This window comes from Allobrachymonas denitrificans DSM 15123 (assembly GCF_900110225.1).
GTDB lineage: Bacteria > Pseudomonadota > Gammaproteobacteria > Burkholderiales > Burkholderiaceae_C > Brachymonas > Brachymonas denitrificans.
This window is the reverse complement of the sequence record NZ_FOCW01000002.1, coordinates 73,208-89,431: the sequence shown is the minus strand read 5'-3', so window position 1 is coordinate 89,431 and position 16,224 is coordinate 73,208. Positions and strand designations below refer to the sequence as shown.

Annotated in this window: 12 protein-coding genes and 1 other RNA gene; 9 read left to right on the top strand and 4 right to left on the bottom strand. The window is 66.2% G+C overall.

What is annotated here, in order from left to right; genetic code table 11:
* Positions 1-21: 21 nt before the first annotated feature.
* The 4 genes from lexA to ffs all read left to right on the top strand — a co-directional run bounded on the left by lexA (position 22) and on the right by ffs (position 2,536).
* The gene (gene lexA, locus BMW28_RS06845) at positions 22-672 is read left to right on the top strand and encodes a transcriptional repressor LexA (RefSeq protein WP_091815777.1); all 651 of its coding nucleotides are present in this window, start codon (positions 22-24) and stop codon (positions 670-672) included.
* Positions 673-813: 141 nt separating this feature from the next.
* Positions 814-1,227, top strand: a complete 414-nt coding sequence (locus BMW28_RS06840) for a hypothetical protein (protein ID WP_091815775.1) — start codon at positions 814-816, stop codon at positions 1,225-1,227.
* Positions 1,228-1,362: 135 nt separating this feature from the next.
* A complete protein-coding gene (locus BMW28_RS06835) occupies positions 1,363-2,379 on the top strand; it encodes a D-2-hydroxyacid dehydrogenase family protein (RefSeq protein ID WP_091815772.1) in 1,017 nt (338 codons plus the stop codon).
* A 60-nt stretch (positions 2,380-2,439) separates the two neighbouring features.
* Positions 2,440-2,536: signal recognition particle sRNA small type (gene ffs / locus BMW28_RS06830), an RNA gene on the top strand.
* A gap of 78 nt (positions 2,537-2,614) precedes the next feature.
* On the opposite strand, the gene BMW28_RS06825 is transcribed toward ffs, so the two are convergent.
* A complete protein-coding gene (locus BMW28_RS06825; RefSeq protein ID WP_091815770.1) occupies positions 2,615-5,977 on the bottom strand; it encodes a UvrD-helicase domain-containing protein in 3,363 nt (1,120 codons plus the stop codon).
* The gene (locus tag BMW28_RS06820; protein ID WP_091815768.1) at positions 5,974-8,685 is read right to left on the bottom strand and encodes a PD-(D/E)XK nuclease family protein; all 2,712 of its coding nucleotides are present in this window, start codon (positions 8,683-8,685) and stop codon (positions 5,974-5,976) included. Before BMW28_RS06820 ends, BMW28_RS06825 begins: the two co-directional genes overlap by 4 nt.
* A 155-nt stretch (positions 8,686-8,840) precedes the next feature.
* On the opposite strand from BMW28_RS06820, the gene trxA reads away from it, so the two are divergent.
* Positions 8,841-9,173: a thioredoxin TrxA gene (trxA, locus tag BMW28_RS06815; protein ID WP_091815766.1), complete on the top strand. Its 333-nt coding sequence runs from the start codon at positions 8,841-8,843 to the stop codon at positions 9,171-9,173.
* A gap of 328 nt (positions 9,174-9,501) precedes the next feature.
* Positions 9,502-10,764 carry a transcription termination factor Rho gene (gene rho / locus BMW28_RS06810; protein ID WP_091815764.1) on the top strand — a complete coding sequence of 421 codons (1,263 nt, stop codon included), beginning with the start codon at positions 9,502-9,504 and terminating at the stop codon, positions 10,762-10,764.
* Positions 10,765-10,832: 68 nt separating this feature from the next.
* On the opposite strand, the gene BMW28_RS06805 is transcribed toward rho, so the two are convergent.
* A complete protein-coding gene (locus BMW28_RS06805; RefSeq protein ID WP_091816170.1) occupies positions 10,833-11,375 on the bottom strand; it encodes a DUF924 family protein in 543 nt (180 codons plus the stop codon).
* Positions 11,376-11,451: 76 nt separating this feature from the next.
* The gene (locus BMW28_RS06800) at positions 11,452-12,438 is read right to left on the bottom strand and encodes a diaminopimelate dehydrogenase (protein WP_091815762.1); all 987 of its coding nucleotides are present in this window, start codon (positions 12,436-12,438) and stop codon (positions 11,452-11,454) included.
* Positions 12,439-12,653: 215 nt separating this feature from the next.
* Here BMW28_RS06800 and BMW28_RS06795 point away from each other — a divergent pair, with 215 nt between their 5' ends.
* The 3 genes from BMW28_RS06795 (at position 12,654) to BMW28_RS06785 (ending at position 16,202) form a co-directional block, all read left to right on the top strand.
* On the top strand, positions 12,654-12,902 hold the full coding sequence (locus BMW28_RS06795; protein ID WP_091815761.1) for a type B 50S ribosomal protein L31: 249 nt from the start codon (positions 12,654-12,656) through the stop codon (positions 12,900-12,902).
* Positions 12,903-13,061: 159 nt separating this feature from the next.
* Positions 13,062-14,825, top strand: a complete 1,764-nt coding sequence (locus tag BMW28_RS06790) for a hypothetical protein (RefSeq protein ID WP_091815758.1) — start codon at positions 13,062-13,064, stop codon at positions 14,823-14,825.
* Between the two features lie 21 nt (positions 14,826-14,846).
* The gene (locus BMW28_RS06785) at positions 14,847-16,202 is read left to right on the top strand and encodes an MATE family efflux transporter (protein ID WP_091815755.1); all 1,356 of its coding nucleotides are present in this window, start codon (positions 14,847-14,849) and stop codon (positions 16,200-16,202) included.
* Positions 16,203-16,224: the final 22 nt, after the last annotated feature.

Here is a 16,224-nt window from a genome sequence, read left to right as displayed (position 1 = left end):
TCGATTCCGGCAGTGTAGATCATGAACCCGACCGTCAAACTCACCGCACGCCAACAACAGATCCTGGAACTCATCCAGCAGGCCATCGCCCAGACGGGCGCTCCGCCCACACGTGCCGAAATCGCCGCAGAACTGGGCTTCCGCTCCGCCAATGCGGCGGAAGAACACCTGCAGGCGCTGGCCCGCAAGGGCGTGATCGAACTGGTCAGCGGCACCTCGCGCGGCATCCGCCTGCGCCAGCCGGTGCAACAGCCCCGCCAGAGCACGCTCGAGGCGTTTTCCCAGCTGGCCCTGCCGCTGATTGGCCGTGTGGCGGCAGGCTCGCCGGTACTGGCGCAGGAGCATGTCGACACGGTCTACCATGTCGCCCCCTCGCTGTTCGCCAGCAAGCCTGACTATCTGCTCAAGGTGCGGGGCATGTCCATGCGCGATATCGGCATCCTCGACGGCGACCTGCTCGCCGTTCAAAGCACGCAGAACGTGCGCAATGGCCAGATCGTGGTGGCACGCGTGGGCGACGAGGTCACGGTCAAGCGCTACCAGCGCCTGTCCGACCATATCGAACTGCATGCCGAAAACCCCGACTACCCCACCATCGTGGTGCAACCGGGCGAACCCTTCGCCATCGAAGGGCTGGCCGTCGGCCTGATCCGCAACAGCGTGCTGATGTAGCACACGCTGCCAACCCGTTTTTCCGATCAGCCCCCAGGGTGGCGGGCGTTGCCGGACTGGTGCATCCAGCGGCAACCCCTGGGGTGTGCTGTCCCTGTTGAATCCTGCCTGTGCAACACCTCGTGTACATAGGAGTTTTTCATGAGCACCACCTCTCTTCTGCGCAAGCTGGTCGGTACCGCCACGCCACCGCTGCTCCCGCTGTCCGGCCGCGCCCGCGGCGCTGCCATCGGTTTTCGTCCCATGGCCGTGCTGCGCGATCAGGAACAGGCCTTCAAACCCGAGGGTGCAACGTCTTCCGGCGCCCTGCCCGCCGCTGCGCATCCGGTCACCGTGCCACACGCTGCCCCCACTCAAGTCCAGCGCCACTTTCGCCTCTTTCGCACCCCTTCGCAAAACCTGCTGACGCATTCCACAGCCAGAAGCACCCCTGCCCGCCCGTCGCGTCCCGCGCGCCCTTCGGGCCGGCTGGCACTGTCCGGTACTTTCTCCAGTGTCTGCGCTGAACTGGAACGTCTGGTGGCCCAGGAAGAGCGCTATCTGCGTGCTGGCTGAAGGTTTCAGGCTGCCGCGTCCGTCGCGGCGTCCGGGGACTCCATGAATTTGCATCCAGATGTAAGGAGTTGCTGCCCTTTGCAATATGCATGATGGGGCTGCAAATTGACAGCGCGCCGGTGCACAATTGCGCGCATGAACATAGTGATTCTGGACGACTATCAGGACGCTGTGCGCAAGCTCGCCTGCGCCAGCAAACTCGATGCCCTGCACGCCAAGGTGTACACCAATACCGTCAAGGGCATCGGGCAGTTGTCCGTCCGGCTGAAGGATGCCGACATCATTGTGTTGATCCGTGAGCGCACCAGCCTGTCTCGCGCACTGCTGGAAAAGCTTCCCCGCCTCAAGCTGATCGTGCAGACCGGCCGGCTGGGGGACCATCTGGACGTGCAGGCCTGTACCGATCTCGGCATTGCCGTGGCTGCCGGTACCGGCTCGCCCTATGCTGCTGCGGAACTGACCTGGGCACTGCTTCTGGCGGCCGCGCGACGCCTTCCCCAGTACATGGCCAATCTGCGGCATGGGGTGTGGCAGCAGTCGGGCATGAAGGCGGCCTCCATGCCACCCAATTTCGGCATTGGCACGGTCCTGCGCGGCAAGACACTGGGCATCTGGGGCTTCGGCAAGATCGGGCAGCTCGTCGCCGGCTATGGCAAGGCTTTCGGGATGCAGGTGCTGGTCTGGGGCAGCGATGCGTCGCGCAACGCCGCAGCCAGTGCCGGCTACACCCCCGCCCTGAGCAAGGAACAGCTGTTCAGCGACAGCGACTTCCTCAGCCTGCATTTGCGTCTGGTTCCGGAAACACGTGGCATCGTGCGACTGGAAGACCTTCTGCGCATGAAGTCCACGGCAACGCTGATCAACACCGCACGCGCCGAACTGCTGCAGCCTGACAGCCTGATCACCGCGCTGAATCGTGGCCGCCCCGGCATGGCGGCCATCGACGTGTTCGACAACGAGCCCGTGATGCAGGGCCAGGCCTTGTTGCGCCTGGAGAACTGCCTGTGCACGCCGCATATCGGCTACGTCGAACAGGAAAGCTACGAGCTGTATTTCAGCCAGGCCTTCGACAGCATCCTGAGCTTCATCCAGGGCAATCCTGCCAATCTGGTCAACCCCGAAGCCCTGCAGATCCGCCGCGCCTCCCACTGATTCGTACATGCGGATACCCTTTGCCCGGGGAATCAGGCTGCATCGGCTACAATGGCGGTCGACGGGCCTTCCCGCATGGTGAAGCGGCCAACCGGGTCAGGTGGGGAACCAAGCAGCCCTAACTGTGTAGCCAGTGCCGGGGTCAAGGCTCGTCACCCTCATTCACTCAGCCCTTGATTCACAAGAATACCCATCAAGATCAAGGGCTCGAAAGCCCCACTCCCACGCGTCACGATCACAGCACCACCAGCCGCCCTTCCGCGGTCAGGAATGCTGCCTGCACCGGCTCTCCGGCATGCAGTTGCCCCACCGCCTGTCGGTAGTCTTCCAGTTGCCCACGCAAGCCCTGCTGTTGCTCCGGCGCCAGTGAGGATTTGAAATCCAGCACCCACCAGCAGGCGGGCCGTTCACCCTCCGCCTTGCGGCGAACCAGCCGGTCCAGACGCAGCACCTTGCCATCAGAGGCAATATCGACCTCGTTCGCCTCCCAGTCGAGCTGGTCGGCATCCCAGGCCCAGCCGGCCTCTCCCTGCACGATGGCACGCGCCTGCTGCAGCACCGTATCCCCTTGTGTCTGGTCGAGCCCGTACAGCTGCTGCAGTGCCTGCTGCTGACGCACCAGTTCGGCAGCACCAGCGTGCGGGCGATACCATTCCAGCGCCTTGTGCATGGCTTCCCCCATCCGTCCCTGCAACTGCAACTGGGGATCTCGCGCCAGCAGCTGGGTAGTTGCCGCGCCCCGGCTGGCATGGGCCGCCAGCGGAGCCAGTTCGAGCAAGTCTGCGCCACGCGCCGGAACCGGCCAGGGATTCGTCTCGCCTTTCTGCCCGCAAGGTGCTTCCTTGGCCACCTCCTTCTTGCCGATCCCGGGCCAGCCGGCAGACGGCAATCCCACGTTGCCCTGCGCATCGGCCTCCAGCATGTCGGGCTGCGCCTGTCCCGTCCATTGCTGCCACCAGCTCGCCGGTTGGCCGGATCGCGGTTCGGCACTGGAGAACGCCAGTACCTGCGCCGCGCGCGTCATGGCCACGTACAGCGCATTGGCCTCTTCACGCTCCTCGGCCTGCTGCTCTTCTGCCAGCAACAGGCGCGCCGAAGGCGGCGGAGCGCTGGCCTTCTCGATGAACACCAGGCTGTCCGGATGCGGCGCCTCGCCCGGCCAGCGCACCAGCACGTCCATGGTGCGGGCGCGCCCCTTGGCGGCATCGGTGTCCAGCAACAGCACCAGTCCGGCCTCCAGGCCCTTGGCACCATGGATGGTCAGCAGCCGGATGCCCTTGCCGCCGGCCTGGGGGGCCGGGGTCGGGTCGGAACCGCGCAGGGCACGCACCCAGTGGTAGGCATTGGCGTAGCGCCCGCCATCGAGCGCCAGCGTGTGCCCCGGCAGGGCCTGCAAACGCTCGATCACGCTGGCGCGCTGGCTCGCCGGCGTACAGGCGCGGTAGCGCGCCAGCAGGTCGCCATCTCGGTAGATCGCATCCAGTGCATCGTGCGGGAGGCGCTGCTGCAACCAGCCCTGCCAGCGGCGCAGCGTGCCCGCCAGTGCCTGCCAGGGCGAATCCCCGGACTGCTCCAGCAGCCAGTCCAGCCAGCTGACGCGCACACCGTCGCCGCCCGCCACCGCCGTGGCCATGGCACGCACACCCAGCGCAATCTGCACCAGCCCCGCATCGTCCAGCCCGAAGATCGGCGATTTCAGCGCACGCGCCAGCGACACATCGTGGCGCGGCGAAATCAGGGCGTCCACCAGCGCAACCACATCCTGCACTTCCGGCGCCTCGGCCAGACGCATCTTATCGGCCTTGTGTGCGGGCAGCCCCACCTGCGCCAGCGCCCATTGCATGGTGGCGATGCGGTCATTGGTGCGTGCGATCACCAGAATGTCTTCCGGTGCCGTGCCCGCCTGCACGCAACGCTGCAGCCAGCTGGCGGCCTGGCGGCACTCCCGCTGCTTGAGCTCTTCCTCTTCCTCCACCTTGGGCGTGGTCAGGCTGTTGCGTCGCGTGCGCGGTCCGTCCTCCTGCGGCTTTTCCGGGCGCGCAATCTGCGGCAGCGCCAGCACGCAACCCGGAACGTCGGAAGCCGTCGTATGGGCACGGAAGTCCTGATAGCGCCCTTCCTGTTGTGCCGCCAGCATCACCGCATTGACCGCATCGATCACTGGCTGGCTGTTGCGCCGCGTATGGTCGCAGCTCAGCTCTGCACCGCCCAGACCGGTCCGCACAAACTCCTTGGCGGCGCGGAACACCTGCGGATCGGCGCGCCGGAATCGGTAGATGCTCTGCTTGGGATCGCCCACGATGAACACGCTGGGTGCCGTGGCCGCACCGGTATAGCCCGACAGCCAGGCATGCAGCGCCTGCCACTGCATCGGGTTGGTGTCCTGGAATTCGTCCACCAGCAGATGGCGCAGTTGCGCATCCAGCCGCTCCTGAATCCAGCCGCTCAGCAGCTCATCCTGCAGCAGCAACCGGGCGGTCTGTTCGATGTCGTTCATGTCGACCCAGCCATGGCTGCGCTTGACCTCGGCATAGCAGCGCAACAGCACGCGCGTCAGCCGCGCCATGCGCTGCTGGTAGAGCCAGGATTCGTGCTGGGCCTGCGCCAGGCACAGGCGCTCCAGCTCCGCTGCCGCATCCTGCGCTGCGTCGAACTTGGTCAGATGCTGCGTCAGGCGGTCGGCGTCCTTCACGAAGAAGGCGGCACGCAGTTGCTGCAGGCGCTGCTCCAGATCCGGCTGCAGGAAGGCCTCCACCACCTTCTCTGCGGCAGCGCGCGGGGTCTTGTTCTTTTCCTGGCTGAGCAGGCTGGAGCGCGCATGCCAGCGCTGGCTGGCCGCCTCGCCATCGAGTGCGGCTGCGGGGGTGGCGCATTCGCCCAGCTCGGGAACCAGACTGCGAAAGTCCGGCACGGAAGCCTCCACCACGCCCTGCTGATCCGCCAGCACGAACTCCACCCGCTTGGACAGCGCCGACACCAGCGCCTTGAGCGTATTGCTGCGGCCGTTGCGCATCACCAGCGCCTGGTAGTCGGCCATGGCGGACGGATCCTCCAGCAAGGCCTGGTGGAACGGGCGCCACACTTCGGCCACGGCACGCTGGTCATCTTCCAGCAGTTCGTACTGGCTCGGCAGGCCGAGTTGCTGCAGCAACTGCAGCGGCGCGGCGCGCAGCAAGGCGGCAAACCAGCTGTGGAAGGTGCGGATCTGCACGCTGCGGCCGTGCTGCAGCAGACGCAGATACAGCGCCTGCAGGGCGGGGGCTTCGGCCTTGGCCTGCTCCGGCGTCATGCCGCGCTGCGTGAGCTCCGGCACCAGCTTGTCGAGCGGCATGTCGGCAAACTCGGCCAGCCACTGGTTCAGGCGCTGCCGCATTTCGGCGGCGGCCTTCTTGGTGAAGGTGATCGCCAGAATCTGCTGCGGCTCTGCTCCCGCCAACAGGGCTCGCAGCACGCGGCTGACCAGCATCCAGGTCTTGCCCGCACCGGCGCAGGCTTCCACCACCACATGGCGGGCCGGATCGCAGGCAATGGCATAGAAAGCCTCCGAAGGCACGGTGCGGCCATCGGCGGTGTAGGCGTCGTGCAAGGGGCGCGTCATGCCTTCTTCTCCTCTTCCCAGAAATCCCGGCGGCACAGGCCGCGCATGGCGCAATAGCCGCAACGCGCGCCCCGGCCCAGGGCTTCCAGCGGCGTGCCCGCCGCGATGTCCCGCAGATCCAGCGCCATGCCGTGCACCAGTTGCGTGGTCAGGGCATGCACCTCCTTGTGCGCATACAGCTTCGTCTCTCCGTCTTCGCCCACGTTCACGTAGGCCACCTCGACCGGCTCCGGTGCCAGCAGCGTGGCGTAGAACGCCAGCTGGGTGTCTTCATCGGGTTGCCTGATGCGTTCGGCGGTCTTGGCGGGAGACTCCGATTTGTAATCCAGCAGCCGCCATTGCGGTGCAGCACCATCGTCATCCGGCGGCAGCACCAGGCGGTCCATGCGATCGAGACAGCCGCGCAGCATCACTTCGGGGATCTGCTCCCCGCTCAGCGGGGCGCGCTCCGGATCGGCTGGCAGGTCTGCCTCCAGCGCCACAAACACCTCGCGCAGGGAACGCTCGCGCCATTGCTCTGCCACTTCGAAGCGGGCCTGCGAAGCCGCATGCTCCTGCTGCAGCCAGCGCAGGTAGCCATCCCGCAGACGCGGCCAGACCGACTGGTAGGGCACGAAATCCACCTCGTCCAGCCCTTCCGACGCCAGCGCTTCCTGGGCAGCCTGGTCCATCCACTGCACCAGCTGGTCCAGCCCCGGATCTTCCACGTCCAGCTGTTTCCAGCGGGTGTGGAACAGCGCCAGCACGGCATGCAGCCAGTTGCCGAAATCGCGCTTTTCCAGCGCCCGGTCCAGCTCCGCCACTTCGCGCAGCCTCAGCTGCTGCTGGCCGAAGAACTGGTAGGGACATGCACGCAAGGTGTCATACGCGCTGGCAGAGATTTCCGACAGGGTCAGCGCGCTGCCAACCACCTTCGGCGGACGCACCGGACGCTCCTCCACGGCGCGCGGCACGCGCAACTCCTCGCCCCCGCGCATGGGCCGATGCGTCCCCTCGCCGGCCAGATGCCAGACCTCCAGCAACAGGGGGCTGGGCAGCAGGGTTTCGCCGCTGCCATCGCCAAGACAGCTGAGCAGGGTGACCGACGGCAGCTGCAAGGCGTGCTCCCACGCGGCCCGCTGTGCCTGCTGCAGTTCCGTGCGCAGCGGCAGGTGCAGCAGCTCGCGTTGCGCCACCGTCCAGTCGCCAGCCGGTTCGGGCGAGGCCGGCAGCCGCGTCTCGTCGCAGCCCGGAATCACCACCGCCGCGAAGGAACGCGCCAGCAACTGGCTCAGCGGCAGAATCACCACCTGCTCCTGCAGCGGATACGGCGGCTTGAAGCTGCCCGCTTCCAGCACATCCTGCACCCAGCGCGTGAGTTCTTCCAGACTCCAGCGCTCCTCCCCGGCGGCCAGCTCGGCAGCCCCCGGCTGCGCATGCAGCGCCTGCAACAGGGCCTGGCCGGCAGGATCTGCCTGCAGCCAGCCCAGCTGTCCGGCATGTTCCAGCGTCAGGACCAGATCGGCCAGCCACTGCCGCAAGGGACGCGGCGCCTGCAACGCCTGGCGCCACTGCTCCACCGTCTGCACCCAGCCTGCTGCGCCGTCATCCCAGCGTTTCCAGGCCGTCAGAGCCGGCCAGCCCGCGGTTCCCTGCTTGCGCAGCCAGGCTTCCGCCGCCTGCACACGGAAAGAGGGAACAGGATGGCCCTCCGCATCCGGCGCTGCCGGCACCGTCTCGGCCAGCTTCAGCCACTCCAGCACCGTATCGCTGTCCGCCTGAGGTGCACAGGCGCGCAGCAGCCCCATCACATGGCTGGCCGCCCGGGTGGTCGACAGCTTCCAGCCGGTCTCGTCCCGCACCGTCAGGCCCTGTGCTTCCAGCAACGCGCGAATGCGGCGTGTCAGTGCGCGGTCACTGTCCACCAGTGCCACCAGCCCCTGCCCGTGCTCCACTTCCTGCTGCACGCTGGCGGCGGCCACAGCAGCCTGATCTTCCAGATCACGTGCCACATGCAGGTGGATCGGTGTCCCTGCGGCACCGTCTGCCCCCACGGCCTCTTGCCACTGCGCGGGCAAATCCAGACTCCAGGCAGCATCCGGGCGCAGGGCCTGCCAGCGCGCAAACAGCGCTTCCGCCAGGGCGTCGCGCTGAAAGCCGCGCACCAGCACCAGCGCCTCGATCTCGCCATCATCCAGTGCCGCATACAGCCCATCCGTGGCGTAGTCGGAGCTGCCCGCCCAGGCCAGCGCCACTTGCGCCACCAGGGTTTCGTAGCGCAGGGCCTCGGCTCCCAGGGTGCCCATCAGCTGCGGGAGCAATTGCTGCCACCACGCAGGACGCTGATCGGGCGCCTGCGCCACCGCCAGCGGCATCAGCTGCAAGGCGGCTTCACGCACCCGTCCGGCCAGCCAGCCAGCCTCGCGCCGCTGTCCTGCACCTTTCAGCAGGCGCTCGGCCGTGAGCAGGCCCTGTGCCGCATCCGCAGTCAGGTCATCCGGCCCCGGCAGGAAGGGGCCACGCCGCGCCGCCCAGTTCGATGTGGTCTCGAAACGGGGCAGCAATCCAGCCCCCGGCAGCAAGGCCCATTGCTGCCGCGCCACGGGCAGAAGCTGCGCATACGGCAGCAACACCACACTGCGGCTGGGGTCTGCGCCGCAGGAGGCCAGCTGCTGCGCCACTTGCTGCAGCAGGCGCTGCCACACAGGAGAAACGGTCACCGGATTCATGCCCCAGATGATCGCATAGCCACCATGCCCTCCGGGGCTGCGGCAAATGCGTTCGCTTTATGTCAGAATAAACACACAGGCCGCGTGACTGCGCGGCTGCGGGTGCGTCTGCTTCCGCAATCCACCGACAATCAAACAAACCTCAAGGAAGATCCATGGCCAGCGACCTGATCAAACACATCACCGATGCCTCTTTCGACGCCGACGTGCTGAAATCCGCCACCCCCGTGCTGGTGGACTTCTGGGCCGAGTGGTGCGGTCCCTGCAAGATGATCGCCCCCATCCTGGACGAACTGGCCCCGGCCTACCAGGGCAAGGTGCAGATCGCCAAGATGAACGTCGACGAGAACCGTGCCGTGCCGGCCCAGTTCGGCATCCGCGGCATCCCCACGCTGATGCTGTTCAAGGGCGGCGAACTGGTCGCCACCAAGGTCGGCGCCCTGGGCAAGGCCCAGCTGGCTGCGTTCATCGACCAGCAACTGGCCTGATCCCCGTCGCCGCGGCACCTGCCGCGGCCTTGCCTGCACAGGCAAGGCGCCGTCCCGGCTGCAGACCTTTTCTGCAGCCCTGAAAACCACTGGTTGCAAGACGGCGCCGCAATTCTGTCTATAATCGCTTCAAACATTTTCCGTTGTGCGCCGGCAATCGGCGTCGCCCAGCATCGGCTGTCAAGACAAACAGCCCTCTCCTGCTGAAACGGCTTTTTTCCTTCCAGAAAAGACTCTCCCGCCTACAGGCTGACTGCCTTGCTGCACGGATCGCCGCACCGCTTGGCCGCCGCCCGTCCCTGACCCCCATTCCATCCGGAATCCCATCATGCATCTGAACGAACTCAAGGCGCTGCACGTCTCCGAAGTGCTGAAACAGGCCGAAGAACTCGAGATCGAGAACACCGGCCGCATGCGCAAGCAGGAGCTGATGTCCGCCATCATCAAGAAGCGCGCCCGCGCCGGCGAACAGGTGTTTGCCGACGGCGTGCTGGAAATCCTGCCCGACGGCTTCGGTTTCCTGCGCAACCCGGACAGCAGCTACACCGCCAGCACCGACGACATCTACATCAGCCCCAGCCAGGTGCGCCGCTTCAACCTGCACACCGGCGACATGGTCGAGGGCGAAGTGCGCACGCCCAAGGACGGTGAGCGCTACTTTGCCCTGAACAAGCTGGACAAGATCAACGGCCTGCCGCCCGAGGCGAACAAGCACAAGGTGATGTTCGAGAACCTCACGCCGCTGTTCCCCACGCAGCAGATGAAGCTCGAGCGCGACATCAAGAGCGAGGAGAACATCACCGGCCGCGTGATCGACATCATCGCCCCCATCGGCCGCGGCCAGCGCGCCCTGATCGTGGCCCCGCCCAAGAGCGGCAAGACCATGATGATGCAGAGCATCGCCCACTCCATCACCGCCAACCACCCGGACGTGCACCTGATGGTGCTGCTGGTGGACGAGCGCCCCGAGGAAGTGACCGAGATGCAGCGCTCCGTCAAGGGCGAGATTATTGCCTCCACCTTCGACGAGCCCGCCACCCGCCACGTGCACGTAGCCGAGATGGTGATCGAACGCGCCAAGCGTCTGGTCGAGCTCAAGAAAGACGTGGTGATCCTGCTGGATTCCATCACGCGCCTGGCCCGCGCCTACAACAACGTCGTGCCCTCCTCCGGCAAGGTGCTGTCCGGCGGTGTCGATGCCAATGCGCTGCAACGCCCCAAGCGCTTCTTTGGTGCCGCACGCAAGATCGAGGAAGGCGGCTCGCTGACCATCATCGCCACCGCGCTGATCGATACCGGCAGCCGCATGGATGAGGTGATCTTCGAGGAGTTCAAGGGTACCGGCAACAGCGAAATCCACCTGGACCGCCGCCTGTACGAAAAGCGCATCTTCCCGGCCATCCAGCTCAACCGCAGCGGCACCCGCCGCGAGGAACTGCTGCTGCCGCCCGAGATCCTGCAAAAGACCCGCATCCTGCGCCAGTTCATGTACAACATGGACGAAATCGAGGCGATGGAACTGGTGCTCAAGAGCATGAAGCAGACCAAGAACAACCACGAGTTCTTCGACATGATGCGCAAGGGCGGCTAAGCCTCCCACGCCATCGGCACACGACACAAGACCCGCCTCGGCGGGTCTTTGTGTTTGTGGGGGAGCGATCAGAAACTCGAACCCGGCTGCCGCAGAAAGTCGATCTCCTCCGCCGTCGACATCCGCCCCAGCATCGCATTGCGATGCGGATAGCGCCCAAAGCGGTCCACGATCTCCTTGTGCCGCAGCGCAATGGCGTAGGTTTCCTCCAGCCCCAGCTCCCGGAACAGTTTTTCTGCCTCCACCTGGATCAGCGCCGATTCGCTGTGCATGTACGGCATGTAGAGAAAATGCCGCTGCATCACCGGCAATTGCTGATCCACCCCCTGGGCCACGGCCTCCTGCGCGAGCACCAGCGCCATGGCGTCCTGCGCAAACGCGCCGGCATCGTCCCGGTGCAGATTGCGCGAGAACTGGTCCAGCACGATGATCTCGGCCAGCCGGCCCTCCGCCGTCGTGCGCCAGGCAAACAGCTCGCCCTGCGCCGCTGCAGCATGCAGCGCAGCAAAGCGCTCGCGCACGGTGGCATCGAACCCTTCGTCCTTGGTCCACCACTGGCGTGGCGCGGTCTCGCGGAACCAGAAATCAATCACATCGGCGGGACAGATCATGCTCATCTCCAAAAAAAACAGGGGCCCATGGGGCCCCTCTGTGCTGGTCAAGGGGCACTGGCGTGCCCCCGCAAGCTTACAGCTGTTCGGCGCGCAGCTGCTCTGCGCTCTTGGGCGACAGCAGGCCCGGCGCCACATCGAACACCGTCTTGGCACCCACGTCGCCCTGCTGGTGCATGCGATGCACGGCACGCGCATAGGCCACCAGCACGCTGGAGGTGAACTCGGGGTTGCTGCCCAGCTTCAGGCCGTACTCGATCACCTGGGCATTCTCGACCGAGGTGTTGCCGCTGCGGATCACGAAGCCGCCATGCGGCATGGCCGCGTGATCGCGGCGCAGCTCCTCGGCGCTGATGAAGTTGACCGTGGTGTCGTATTCGTCAAAGTAGTGCGGCATGGTCACGATGGCCTCGCGCACGGCTTCGGCATCGGCACCTTCCTTCAGCACCACGTAGCAGTCACGACGGTGCTTCTCGCGCGTGGTCAGCTCGGGGCGCTCGCCGCTGCGCACGCGCTCCACCGCCTCTTCCACCGGCAGCGTGTATTGCACACCACCCGCCACACCCGGCACACGACGGATCGCATCCGAATGTCCCTGGCTCAGGCCCTTGCCCCAGAAGGTGTAGGTGGCGCCCTCGGGCAGCAGCGCTTCGCCGATCACGCGGTTGATCGAGAACATGCCCGGATCCCAGCCGGCGGAAATCAGCGCCGTCTTGCCGTTGGCGCGCGCCGGCGCGTCCACGGCAGCGAAGTACTCGGGAATGCGCGCATGCGTGTCGAAGCTGTCCACCGTGTTGAACAGCGCAGCCAGTTCCGGACCCTGCTGCGGCAGGTCTTCCTTGGAGCCGCCGCACAGGATCAGCACGTCGATGCGGTCGGCGTGCTGCGCCAGTGCGTCCATGCCGAACACCGCAGCGCCGGCCGTAACCGGCTGCACCTGCTCGGGCGGGCGGCGCGTGTAGATGCCGACCAGTTCCATGTCGGGGTTGCGGGCGATGGCGGCTTCGACGCCGCGGCCCAGGTTGCCGTGGCCGGCGATGCCGATGCGGATGGCTTGACCCATGCTGAGTTCCTTTGTTGGTGATGCAGTAATGAAACAGGATGCCACCCCCGCAGCGTCGCAGGGCAGTGACAGATCAACCGTATTTTCCCAGAATCAGCCGGTTCGCATCACGGGGCTTTACATAAAGTGTTGCCTCATGGGATAATGCCAGATTAGTTCGCGGAAAGTATGTCAGACGGGCTGGCACGGCTACCGCAACGACACAAGGAATTCCCATGAAAGAAGGCATCCACCCCAACTACCGTGAAGTCTGCTTCGTTGACCTGTCCAACGGCTACCAGATCATCACCCGTTCCTGCGTGAACACGCGCGAAACCATCAAGCTGGACGACGGCCGCGAGCTGCCGCTGTTCAAGCTGGACACTTCCAGCGAATCGCACCCCTTCTATACCGGTACCCAGAAGTCCGTGGACAACATGGGCGGCCGCGTGGAGCGCTTCCGCAACCGCTACGGCAAGAAGTAATCCACTTCGCGCCAGTCGAGAAAGCAGCCTGCGGGCTGCTTTTTTCGTTGTCGGGTTCCGGTTTTGCAATCATTTGCCATTGCAGCGTCAAGCTGTCGTCCGGTCCCCGTTACACTCTCAGCAAAAGCCCCACGGCTCACCACCACGCAGCACCATCACGTGAACGCTCCCACCCCCGCCATCGTCTCCCAGGACGGCGTGCGCAGACTGCCACGCTGGGGCTTGCTGCTGTTCTGCGCCATCTACGTGCTGGCCGGTTTTCTTTGGCGCGATCCCTGGAAACGGGTGGATCTGACCAGTTTCGGCTACATGCTCGAACTGGCCCGCGGGCAGACCAGCTGGTGGGCGCCCGGCCTGCTGGGCGAATCGGCCCACTTCGATGCCCTGCTGCCCTACTGGCTGGGCGCCTGGGCAATCCAGCTCACGCCTTCGGGCGGCTCCCCCTTCTTCTCGGTGCGCGTGGTCTTCGCCGGTCTGCTGGTGCTCACCCTGCTTGCGATCTGGTACGGCATCTATTACCTGGCGCGCAGTCCGCAGGCCCAGCCGGTCAGCTTCGCCTTTGGCGGCGAGGCCCGCCCCACGGACTACGCCCGTGCCATTGCCGACGGGGGTCTGTTGGCCTTTCTCGCCTGTCTGGGCCTGGCTCAGCCCAGCCACGAAGTCAGCCCGGCACTGGCCCAGCTCTGCTTCTCCGCGCTGACGCTGTACGCCATGGCCGCCCTGGCCTATCGTTACTGGATGCCTGCCCTGCTGGGCACGCTGGGGCTGGTGGGCCTCACCCTGTCCGGCGCGCCCTCCCTGGCCATCCTGTTCGGCCTGCTCGGCATTCTGGTACTGGCCACCGGCCAGCGCGACTGGAGCGCGCTGCACGAAAGCGACGGCTACGAGACCGATCCCGATGCCAGTGCCGCCCTGCAACGGCGTCGCCGGCGCTGGCTGCTGGGACTGGTGCTGCTGACGGTCGTCTGTGCGCTGCTTGCCACCGGGCTGGATCTCTGGCGCTGGCGCATCGAGCGCATGCCCGCGCGCTGGATCGAATGGCGCAACCTGATCCGCATGCACCTGTGGTTCACTTGGCCGGTGTGGCCCATGATTCTCTGGACGCTCTGGCGCTGGCGCACCCACTGGCGCCAGGGCAGGCCTGACCGCCATATCGCCCTGCCGCTTGGCCTCGGCCTGATCTGCAGCGCCGGCGGCTGGGTTGGCGAGCGTCCGGAAACCACGCTGCTGCTCGGCTTCCCCGCCTTTGCCGCCCTGGCCGCCTTTGCCCTGCCCACCTTCCGCCGCAGCGCCAGCGCCTTCATCGACTGGTTCACGCTGATCTTCTTCACGCTGGCAGCGGGCTATCTGTGGTTCATGTGGATCGCCATGCATGTCGGCGCACCGGCTACCGCCCTGCGCCAGATCGACAAGCAGCTGCACGGCTACCTGCCCCCGTTCGACTGGCCGCAATTCCTGCTCGGCCTGTTCGCCACGCTGGGCTGGATTTTCCTGGTGCGCTGGCGCACCAAGCGCCTGCGCCCCGCCATCTGGAAAAGCATGATCCTGCCGGCCGGTGGCGTGACCCTGAGCTGGGTGCTGCTCACCTCGCTGTGGATGCCCGCCATCAACCACGCACGCAGCTACGCCTTCGTGGGCACGGAAATCGCCACCCTGCTCAGCTCCAAGCCCACCCACACCGGCTGCACCGCCATCTACGGACTGGATGATGCCCAGATCAGCGCCCTGCGCTACTACAGCACGGCCACGCTCACGCGCGACCGCGATGCTGCTGCGCAATGCGACTGGCTGGTGGCCGATGTGGCCTCGGTGCCCATCCTGCCGCACGTGTACGACATGACACAGTGGTCGCTGCAGGACGTGGTCGGACGCCCCACCGATCCGCGCGAATCTCTCCACGTTTTCGCCCGCGTCCAGCGCTGACGGGGCAGGCAGCCGTACCGCATGTTCCTCCGCCTGTTCGACCTGCGTGCCATCGGAAGCCATGCGGCCACCATCTGGGTGGGGCAGCTGGCGGTGATGGCCTTCGCCATCACCGACACCCTCGTCGCCGGCCGTTTCGCCCCCGAAGCACTGGCGGCCCTGTCGGTCGGCACTGCCATCTACATCAGCATCTACGTGGGCCTGCAAGGCTTCGTGCAGGCCCTGCTGCCGATCTGGGCGCAGCTGCACGGCGCCGGCAAGCCACTGCGTCTGGGTTACAGCGTGCGCCAGTCACTCCATGTCACGGCAGTCTGCGCGGTGCTGGGCATGGCCGTGCTGCTGCAGGGCGGTCCCATCATGCGGCTGGTAGGAGTACCTGCCGCCCTCCAGCCGGTCGTGAGCGATTACCTCGCCATCCAGGCACTGACGCTGCCACTGGCGCTGCTGGCCCGCGTCTTCAACACCTTCAGCCAGAGCATTGGCCGGCCCCAGTGGGTCACCGGCCTGCAGGCCGGCGGCCTGCTGCTGAAAATCCCCCTCTCGATCTGGTTCACCTTTGGCGGACTGGGCGTGCCCGCCATGGGCCTGCCCGGTTGCGCCCTCGCCACCTTCATCACCCATGTCGTCCTGCTGGCGCTCATGGGCCTGCTGCTGCGGCGCGATCGTTCCTACCGCCCGTATCAGGTCTGGCAACGCATCGAGCGCCCGGATTGGGCCGAATTGCGCAGCTTCGTGCATCTCGGCCTGCCCAGCAGCATTGCCATCTGGGTCGAGGTCACGGCCTTCACCATGATGTCGCTGCTGGTCGCGCCCATGGGCACCACGGCAGCGGCCGCCCAGCAGATTGCCAGCAACCTCGCCGCTGTCCTGTTCATGTGGCCGCTTTCGCTGGCCATCGCCACCAGCGCACGCGTGAGCTACTGGCGCGGCGCACGCCAGCCCGACAACGCCGTACAGGCCCTGCGCAGCGGCCTGCTGGTTGCCGCCACCAGTGCCGCGCTGGCTGCCCTGCTGCTGGCGCTGCTGCGTGAACCGCTGGCGCGCCTGTACGTGCAACAGGCGTCAGTGGCCGGCCTGGCTGCCAGCCTGCTGCTGCTGGTTGCGCTCTACCATCTGGCCGATGCGATGCAGGTCATGGCCCTGTTCCTGCTGCGCTGCTACCACGTGGTCACCGCACCCACGGCAATCTACACCGTGCTGCTGTGGGGCATCGGCATCGGCGTCGGCTATCTGCTGGCCTACGGCCATCTGCCGCTGGCACGTGGCTGGGCCGGCCCGCAGGCTTTCTGGGGCATGAGTGCCCTGGCCATGGGACTGGTGGCTGCCGTGTTCCTGTTGCTGCTGCGGCGCGTGGCCAAGGCCGAACAAGCGGATTGACGCGCTGCCCCCGGCAGCCTTC